This is a genomic window from Apilactobacillus kunkeei (assembly GCF_001421115.1).
GTDB classification, from domain to species: domain Bacteria; phylum Bacillota; class Bacilli; order Lactobacillales; family Lactobacillaceae; genus Apilactobacillus; species Apilactobacillus kunkeei_F.
In genome coordinates this window covers 357,244-366,741 of record NZ_JXCW01000001.1, presented here as the reverse complement: position 1 = coordinate 366,741, position 9,498 = coordinate 357,244, and the positions used below count along the sequence as shown (strand labels likewise).

The window sequence follows — 9,498 nt, the reverse complement described above, 5'->3', positions numbered from 1 at the left end:
CTTCGCAATGTTTAATTCTTACAACCAAGTTGTAAGTTCCTTACACATCATCGATTATCAATCTTGTTCAGTTTTCAAAGATCTACCATTTAATTAACTTGTCGCCTCAATTGACAACTTGTTAATCATACCATCTTATCAAAGCAGTGTCAACAACTTTTTTTTAATGACGTTTGCGTCATATCAATAACGCAACTCATTTATAATATCAAATTAATGACATCGTGTCAACATCTTTTGAAAAATTAATCGTTGCTGATTTGTAATCATTTTTGATTACCTCTCTCAACAACAAATAATATTATGCCAGGTAAACCTTATAAAGTCAACACTTCTCCGCAAATAAATTAAAAAAAGTAGATTGAATTAATCAATCTACTTTTAAACAATCATATTACTATTTAATTCTAGCTAAGAAGTACTTTTTCTTACCTCTTCTAACAACGACGAACTTACCATCAAATGAAGTGCTTGGGTCGATTTCAAAATCAACATCGTCAACCTTTTCTCCATTAATACGGATGGCACCGTTACTTACATCTTCTCTAGCTTGTCTTCTAGAAGGTTCGATTGCAGTATCGTCTGCTAACCATTCAACAATGTTCTTCTTGTCTGCGCTAACTTCAACTGAAGGCATATTCTTGAATCCAGTTTCTACTTCATCAGTAGTTAGGTCTTGAACGTTTCCTGAGAATAATGCTTCGGTAATGTTTTGTGCTTCGACTACGGCATCCTTACCATGAACGAATTCAGTTACTTCTTCAGCTAAACGACGTTGAGCAACTCTCTTCCATGGTTCGTTCTTAACTTGTTCTTCTAGTTCTTCAATTTCTTCTTTGTTTAGGAAAGTGAAGTACTTCAAGTACTTGATTACATCCCTATCATCAGTGTTAATCCAGAATTGGTAGAATTCGTAAGGTGTAGTCTTTTCTGGATCTAACCATACAGCTCCACCTTCAGTCTTACCGAACTTAGTACCATCTGCCTTAAGCATTAATGGAATAGTTAAGCCAAATGCTTTTGCATCTGCTCCTTGAGTCTTATGAATTAATTCAATACCACCAGTGATGTTACCCCATTGATCAGCACCACCGATTTGTAATTCAACACCGTTGTTCTTGTATAGGTGTTCAAAGTCCATCGCCTGTAGAATTTGGTAAGTAAATTCTGTGTATGAGATACCTGTTTCTAGACGGCTTGAAACAATTTCTTTGTTTAACATAGTGTTAACGTTGAAACGTTTACCGTAAATACGAAGGAAGTCTAATAATGATAGTTTTGAAGTCCAATCATAGTTGTTAACGATTTGGAACTTACCGTCTTCACCAAACAAACTCTTCATTTGGTTAGTTAGGCATTCTTCGTTGTGCTTAACTTGTTCCATACTTTGTAGCTTTCTTTCAGCCTTCTTACCTGATGGATCACCGATTGATCCAGTCGCTCCACCGATTAGAATTACTGGCTTGTATCCAGCTAATTGGAATCTCTTCAAAATCATGAATGGAATTAAATGTCCAACGTGCATACTGTCACCAGTTGGGTCAATTCCTGCGTATAGACCAATCTTCTTTTCGTTGACTTCTTTCTTTAGGCCTTCAGCATCAGTTTGTTGATTAATGGCGCCACGCCATTGTAAATCATCGATAATGTCCATATTTCTTCCTCCTAATAAAAAAGTCCCTGACAAATAAATTGTCAGGGACGAAATGTTTTTGTTAATCCGCGTTACCACCCAAGTTATCGTATAAAATACGATCTCTTTCAATCATTTATAACGAAATGACGCGTCCAATAATGGAAAGCTCTGTAGGTGTAATTCTTCAACGCGTTTGCCTAGTTCGCATTCCCACTAGGTTTCTGAATACACAAATCGCATTAAATACTGGTAACTACTTCTTAGCTTTATATTTAATAGATACTATCATAATAATCAGCAAAGAAATAAAAGTCAATACTATTTAACTTGGCTTAGTTTTTGCTTGATTTCAGGCATCATCTTTTGAAGTGCTTCAGCTTGTGCTTTTTGAGTAAATTCAGCAGTTGCCTTCTTAACTAGTGTTTTTTGTTGTGCACTTGTCATCTTAGGGTTCTTCATCATTGCTGCTTTCACTTGAGCTTGAACGTATTGTTCAGCCGCCATCTTCATTTGGGCTTGAGCAGCAGTGTTTGATCCACTAATTTCTTTGATGATTGCAGGCAATTGTTTTGCTTGGTTAACTGTTAAAGTCATCCAGCTCTTTGGAACGTAGAAGTAATTGATTGTTTTTACTCTAGTTGGTTTTTGTGCCAAACCGAACCATAGACGGTTAGCACTTGAGTTGTATTCATACTTAACAGTCTTAGTTACTAACTTATCCTTATCACTATTAATAGTAATAATCTTATTTTCTACCTTATCAGTACCAGTGTGTGAAGGCTTAGTTGCCTTTTCATCAGTACGGTAAATAACAACCTTGTCTTTACCTGAAGTTCCGATTGGTTGGTAAAGTAACATGTTCATGCCCTTGTCAGCACTTGAAACTAACTTAGTTGAAGTTTCGTGGCTAACTTTGTGCATACCATAGTGATCATGGAAGTTAATAGTAATGAAGAAAGTTGAAAGGATAAATAGAACAGCAAATACAATAGAAGTAATTGCGTGCAATACCTTGTTGTTAGTTAATAGGTTAAAACAAATAAAGAATAGGAATGCAGTAATGCATAGTACGAATAAAATCATTATTTATTTACCCCCTTTTTGTTGTCATGTAGCCAGAAGCTAGCAATGAATCCAACTACGATGAAGAATGCAGCTACCCAGAATGCAGCATGGTAACCACTTAATGTAGCGTTAATTGCTGAATCCTTGTAAGCCAATGGATCTAGTTTTAATAGTGACTTAGCAGGCATGTTGCTTGTAGTTACGTTAGATAGAATTGAAACCAATACGGCAGTGGCAATGGCAGCACCCACTTGTCTTACAGTATTGTTAACTGCAGTACCGTGGTTAATCTTGTCATCAGGTAATGCGTTCATACCGTAAGTAGTTGAAGGCATCATTACAAGCGCCATACCGAATGTTCTTACAGCGTATAGGATTATGATGTAAGCAATTCCAGTGTCTGCGGTAATGTATGCAAATGGCACTGTACCGAAGAACAATAGAATTAAACCAGTGGTAATTAGTTTCTTAGCACCGTGCTTATCAAAGATTTGACCAGCAAATGGTGAAACAACCCCCATCATTAAGGCACCAAGTAATAGACTTAGTCCTGAATGGAAAGCGTTCATACCACGAACAATTTGTAGGTATAATGGTAGAACCATTTCAAAACCAACTAAAGCCATCATTGTAATTGATGAAAGAATAGTTGCGATTGAGAACTTAGCTGACTTGAAGACCTTAACATCTAAGAATGGTTTTTCCATTACTAATTGGCGCCATACGAATAATACGATGAAGATTTCACCGATAATTAATGTAGAGATAACTGTTGCGCTACCCCATCCATCAGTACCAACTTCTGAGAAACCGTATAGTGCACTACCGAAACCAATAGTTGAAAGAATTAATGACAATACATCAATTCTTTCCTTATTAGTAGGTAGAATTGGGCGCATGTAGTATAGACCTAATAAAATCACAATAGCGACGATTGGAATGATGATTCCAAATAGATCACGCCAAGTGTAGTTAATTAGAATCCAACCTGATAAGGTAGGTCCAATTGCAGGAGCCAATCCGATAACAATACCGGATAGACCCATGGCAGCCCCACGTTTTTCAGGTGGAAAAATTCTAAGCATGATAGTTTGTAGCAATGGCATTGTCACACCAACACCTAGCGCTTGAATTAAACGCGCTGCTAACAAAGTACCAAAGTTAGGAGCGAAGAAAGCAAGGACAGTACCTGCTTCAAACACTGTCATTGCTCCTAAGTATAACCATTTAGTGTTAACACGGTTTGATAACCATGCACTAACTGGAATTGCAATCCCGTTAACCAACATAAATCCAGAAGTTAACCATTGAACAGTTGAAGTGCTAATGTCAAAGTCTTTCATTAATGTAGGAAAAGCAGTTGCTAAAATTGTTTGATTTAAAATAGTACAGAAAGTACCAACCAATAAAATCACAACAAGCATGATCTTGTTGTATGATTTACCGTTTGCATCTACATTCATAATCTAACCCCTTTTCGTTAATATTTTGTTTTCTCTATAAATTTCGACAATAACTAATATACATCTGACATTTTTCATTGTCAACAAATTTGACAATGATATTAAAAAATATATAATTATTATTGATTATGTAACATCACTTAAGAAAATTTAAGAAGAAAAGGATGTGACACCTTGGAAGAAAGATATACAAAAGAAGACATTCAAGACTACTCCAGCCGTATTCATAAGCTAATGCAAGATCTTGACTTATCAATCGGTATTGGTGGTTTGTCTAGAACCTGCAACGTGCCACAAAGCAAGATTAGATATTGGGAACAAAAAGGCTATATCCATTGCCAAAAAGGTGATAAAAATACGAGTCATCGTTATCCATATTCATCAATTATTAAGGTAGAATTAATCAAATCATTTTTGAACTCTGGATATACTCTTGCTAAGGCAGCGGAAAAAGCTGAAGTCTTTGATAAAACCGGAAGCTTACTACACAGAATCGCTAAGCAGCGCTTTAACTGCATTGACATGATTGATGATCGTCCAGCAATCGACATGGGCCCACTAAAAGATGCCCCTGAAAAACATGTCTACTTTGTTGACTATGACGGCGATTTAGAGGCCCAAATTATTAAGAAAAACTAAAAAATGAATTCCAGATATGGAATTCATTTTTTAGTTGTAATAATATTGAAACAATTGAGGCTCATAGCTTTGATATATTAGGAAGTTTAATTTATAATTGAAGTATGATAAATATATGGTTTCTACAGTCATACATATGAACAAAACGCTAAAATATCTTATTGTATTCTAATATCTTATTTAGTGGTCCTTAAAGGAGGAATTCATTTATAATGTGGTTTTTAGATATTATTAACGATTTCATTATCGGATATCCAATTGTTGTGTCAGCAATTTGGATTGTCGGGGCGCTATACTGTAACATCTACCGCCGCTCTGAAAAATTCGCTAAAGTGGATGGATCTGAACCAGTGTCAATTCTAGTCCCCGCTCATAATGAAAGTGATACGTTAAAAGAAGCGATTTCAGCCATTTCAAACATTGACTACAAGAACTTCGAAGTTGTTTTAATTGATGATAAAAGTGATGACGATACATTAGATATTATGTACAAGTTACAAAAGCAATATGCTAATCAATTCAAAATCAAGGTCGTTCCAATCGACGTTAACCAAGGTAAAGCTAACGCAATGAACGAAGGTTTCAAGGTTGCTGAAGGACAATACGTTATTGGTATCGATTCAGACTCCCTACTAGCAAAGAATTCTGTAACTGAACTAGTTAAGACACTTAAGACTAATCCAAAACTAGGTGCCGTTGCTGGTAAACCGGTTGTTAGAAATAGAACTACCGTCTTAGGTCGTTTACAACTTCTTGAATACATCGGTGTTATTGATATCATCAAGAAAGCTCAATCATACCTATACGGTCGTATCAATACTGTTTCTGGTGTTATCGTTGGTTTCAGACGTGAAGCTCTAGAAGACGTAGGTGGATGGCACACTGATGTTATCACCGAAGATATTGATATTACCTGGAGAATGTACCGTAAGGGCTGGAGCGTTAGCTACCAACCTTCTGCAATTTGTTGGATTCTAGTTCCAGAAAACACTAGAAACTTAATCAAACAACGTCGTCGTTGGGCTCGTGGTGGTATGGAAGTTATCGCTAAGAACAAGGATCTTCTACTACACGGTTCAATTACACAAAAAGCTTTAATGTATGAAACAATTATCAGTAGTACTTGGGCTGTTTTAACTGCATTGAGTACTATCTCTTATTTCTTCAACCTACTATTAATCCATGAAGTTCAATTAGATGGTGACGTCTTATTAGTACTTATCATAGTTAGTATCTTACAATTCTTCATCGGTTTCTATGGTTCACACGAAACCGCCCTACTAAGCTTCGTCGATTTACTACTGATTCCTGCTTACATTGTTTACTACTGGATGGTTAACTTAATTTCATGTATCTTGGCTTTAGTTTCATTCTTCCTAGATCCTGAAAATGTAGGTACCTGGAGTAGTCCAGACCGGGGGGTAAAATAATTATGAAGAAAGATTTGAGAAAAGATTACGAAACATTCGTAATTAGAAAGCGCATTAGTCCATTAAGACGTTTAGTTCACTTTATTCTATTCGCTGCTTTATGGATTTATGTTGCCTTTGTTTTAGTCGTAAACTTCGCTTTTCTATTTGGTTTCTACAGTGATGATTTCGTTAGTTTCTACCTATTATTAAACCTAAACTACGATTTATACATCAAACTATTAATTGCAATTGCTGGATTAATTATTATCACTGCAATATACTCAACATTTAGATTAGTTTACTTACGGAGGTTAAACAAAGATGTCAAATAAGAATCAAAAGATGACAAGAAAACAACGTAAGATTATTGTTATTATTCTAGCAATCATTTTGTTCGTCATTATGTCATTTACTATTCACAGATCTGTTGAATACGATAAAGGTAGTAGTGAATACTACGGATTAACTAAGCAAGAAGAAAAAGCTAAAGACGGTATCTTGGTATTTTGTTACCACCGTATCCTAAAGAATAACCTTGGGGTTAACGTTTCAAGAACCCTATCAACTAACTCACAACTTCATGATTTCGATGTTCCTGCTAACGAATTCAAAGAACAAATGGAATTCCTACACAAGCACAACATCAAGGTTATCTCAGGTGCTGAAATGGTCAAGATGACCAATTCAAAGAAGCCTATCAAAGGTAAGTACGCTGTATTAACATTTGATGATATCGATAGAACTACTATTGATAACGCGATTCCAATCATGAAGAAGTACAACTACCCATTCACTACTTTCATTATCACTGGTAACACCGGTAGATATCGTGAAGGTACTCAACTAGCAACATGGTCACAAATCCATTACGCTAGAAAAGAAGCTGGTAAACTAATGACAATTGGTGTTCACACCAACAACATGCATTACCTTACTTCAAACTTGATTCCAGTGTTTAACCTACCTAAGAACTACGATCGATTTACAAAAGACTTCGTTAAATCTAGAGAAGTGTTAAAAGCACACACTGGTATTTACGCTGATTCATTCGCCTACCCTTACGGTGGTGGTACTCCTAGAATTTCACAATTCTTGGCAAAACAACCTCACCTAGGATGGGTTGGTACACTTGATTCCGGTACTGTTTACAACCACGGTAACGGTGATCACACTGATCCAATCTACACACCAAGAATGATTATTAATACAAACAGTTGGCCAAGTATTAGAGAATGGTTCTTAAAGAAAAGCTAACTAAAATAAAAAGCCATACGAATTAATCGTATGGCTTTTTTAATACCCTTTTTTAGCAAATAAAGAAGCCCTCAAGAGAGGACTTCTTTTTAGTTATTACTTGTCTAATTTAGTCTTGTTTTGAACTTCTAGCTTATCGTTGAATTCGTAAACTACAGGTTCACCAGTCTTCATTTCAAGATCCATGATGTCGTCATCAGAGATTCTTTCAATGTACTTGCTTAATGCACGTAGTGAGTTACCGTGTGCAGCGATGATAACGTTCTTGCCATCTAATAGCTTAGGAGCAATTTCATCAGCCCATAGAGGCATAACGCGTTCTAGAGTAACCTTTAGGTTTTCACCACCAGGGATTAAGTTAGGATCTAAGTCCTTGTAACGACGGTCGTTTACAGCTGAACCTTCGTCATCTGCACTCAATAGTGGAGGTAGTGTGTCGTATGAACGACGCCAAATGTGAACTTGTTCGTCTCCGTACTTTTCAGCAGTTTCTTTCTTGTTTAGACCTTGTAGACGACCGTAATGACGTTCGTTTAGTCTCCAAGTCTTAGTTTCAGGTACCCATAGTTGGTCTGATTCTTCTAAGGCGTAGTGTAAAGTCTTGATAGCACGAGTTAGAACTGAAGTGTATGCGTAATCAAATTCTAGTCCTGCCTTCTTAACTAATTTACCAGCTTCTTTAGCTTCTTCTACACCCTTATCGCTTAAATCAACATCTTCCCAACCAGTGAATTGGTTTGAAAGGTTCCATTGACTTTGTCCGTGACGGATTAATACAAGTTTTGACATAGGTCGAAAACCCCTTTCTATTTCTTAAATCAACAATACTATTTTACATCAAAAGTAGAAAATTTACATCCTATTTGACAATTCTCTTTATATTTATTGTCTTTTTGTTTTCACCCTTGACTCCTAAAATTTCTAGGAAGAAGGCAAGAATTGGTACAGAGACGATTAAGCCCCATGTTCCGAAGATTTCTTCACCAATTAATAAGGCACAAAATGTATAGAAAATTGGTAACTCTGTTCTAGAAGACATTAGCTTTGGATTCAAAATGTATGCTTCTAGGAAGTGGACTACAGCAATCATAATAATTAGGTAAATGATATACTTCAATCCACCCACAGAGTACCCCACAATTGATAAAGGTACCAATGAAATAATCACACCAGCAACTGGTACTAAACTTAGGAAGAAGATCATAATTGATAGAATAACCAATTGTGGAATTCCCATGAATGCCATGATTAAAGTAGTAAAGATGGTGTTAAATAGTGCAATCAAGAATTGTGCTTCTAACACGACCCCAAATGTTTTGGTGAAAGTCTTGGCAAAGTAGTAGACGTCTTGGAAGAACCAAGAAAATTCTGCATCCAAGAAACGTTTGCTAAACTCACCCATTGATTTTTCTTCTAATGTAAAGAAGAAACTCAAGATTAGAGATAAGAAGAATGTTACCCCCATTTGGCCTACACTGGATACATATTGAAGAATAATTGAGAAGCTCCCCTTCACTTCGCTTAGGAAGTTAGAACGATGGATGAACTGAACAATCATGTCTTTAATTTGGGTAGTACCATGAAGGTTATTTGGATCTTCGTAGAAATCAATAATGTGTTTTGATGCTGTAACAGCTTGGTCGTAAATTACCGGTGAGTAAATCGCAACCGCACTTACTACCCCAGCAATGAATAGTAGATAAGTCAAAATGACTAAGATAGGTGCTGGAATCTTAATATATCTTCTGACGAAGCCGACCCATTTGGTGACTAACAATGAGAAGATGAAGGTTAGTAATAACATACTCATCATTGAGCGCATTAGATATAAAACAAAGATTATAAAAATCAATACACACCAGCGTCTTAATTTAACGTTGGCTAAAAATTTGTCCCACAGTTTCATAATTCACCCCGCTATTTAGTTATGTTTTAATTATAACATTTTACACTATAAAAAATAATGAAATTAGTCGGTGTCTTTACTTACATAAAGTGCCCTCATAAGAGTATAATGGGTTCGTGGTTT

The 9,498-nt window shown here is 36.0% G+C and carries 9 protein-coding genes; 4 read left to right on the top strand and 5 right to left on the bottom strand.

The annotated features are described in order from the left end of the window. Nucleotides 1-397 precede the first annotated feature (397 nt). From tyrS to RZ55_RS01295, 3 genes are all read right to left on the bottom strand, one after another. Nucleotides 398-1,654, bottom strand: coding sequence for a tyrosine--tRNA ligase (tyrS, locus tag RZ55_RS01305; protein ID WP_057175571.1), 1,257 nt, complete (start codon nt 1,652-1,654; stop codon nt 398-400). Nucleotides 1,655-1,954: 300 nt separating this feature from the next. Further along, the gene (locus RZ55_RS01300; protein ID WP_057175570.1) at nt 1,955-2,719 is read right to left on the bottom strand and encodes a DUF4811 domain-containing protein; all 765 of its coding nucleotides are present in this window, start codon (nt 2,717-2,719) and stop codon (nt 1,955-1,957) included. Next, on the bottom strand, nt 2,719-4,164 hold the full coding sequence (locus RZ55_RS01295) for an MDR family MFS transporter (protein ID WP_057175569.1): 1,446 nt from the start codon (nt 4,162-4,164) through the stop codon (nt 2,719-2,721). The genes RZ55_RS01300 and RZ55_RS01295 overlap by 1 nt, the downstream gene beginning before the upstream one ends. Before the next feature lie 174 nt (nt 4,165-4,338). Between RZ55_RS01295 and RZ55_RS01290 the strand changes: the two genes are divergently transcribed. The 4 genes from RZ55_RS01290 (at nt 4,339) to RZ55_RS01275 (ending at nt 7,469) form a co-directional block, all read left to right on the top strand. Further along, a complete protein-coding gene (locus tag RZ55_RS01290; RefSeq protein ID WP_057175567.1) occupies nt 4,339-4,803 on the top strand; it encodes a MerR family transcriptional regulator in 465 nt (154 codons plus the stop codon). Nucleotides 4,804-5,015: 212 nt separating this feature from the next. Beyond that, nucleotides 5,016-6,233, top strand: a complete 1,218-nt coding sequence (locus RZ55_RS01285) for a glycosyltransferase (RefSeq protein WP_034532694.1) — start codon at nt 5,016-5,018, stop codon at nt 6,231-6,233. Between the two features lie 2 nt (nt 6,234-6,235). After that, nucleotides 6,236-6,547 (top strand): hypothetical protein, encoded by a 312-nt coding sequence (locus RZ55_RS01280; RefSeq protein ID WP_053792448.1) that lies wholly within the window; start codon nt 6,236-6,238, stop codon nt 6,545-6,547. Then, nucleotides 6,537-7,469, top strand: coding sequence for a polysaccharide deacetylase family protein (locus RZ55_RS01275; protein ID WP_241772081.1), 933 nt, complete (start codon nt 6,537-6,539; stop codon nt 7,467-7,469). Before RZ55_RS01280 ends, RZ55_RS01275 begins: the two co-directional genes overlap by 11 nt. Before the next feature lie 96 nt (nt 7,470-7,565). Here RZ55_RS01275 and RZ55_RS01270 read toward each other — a convergent pair whose 3' ends face one another. Together RZ55_RS01270 and RZ55_RS01265 are read right to left on the bottom strand one after the other, a co-directional pair. Continuing rightward, entirely contained in the window at nt 7,566-8,258 is a 693-nt protein-coding gene (locus RZ55_RS01270; RefSeq protein WP_034532690.1) for a 2,3-diphosphoglycerate-dependent phosphoglycerate mutase, read from the bottom strand. Nucleotides 8,259-8,328: 70 nt separating this feature from the next. After that, complete coding sequence (locus RZ55_RS01265; RefSeq protein WP_081034481.1) at nt 8,329-9,375, bottom strand: AI-2E family transporter; 1,047 nt, start codon at nt 9,373-9,375, stop codon at nt 8,329-8,331. Nucleotides 9,376-9,498 lie beyond the last annotated feature (123 nt).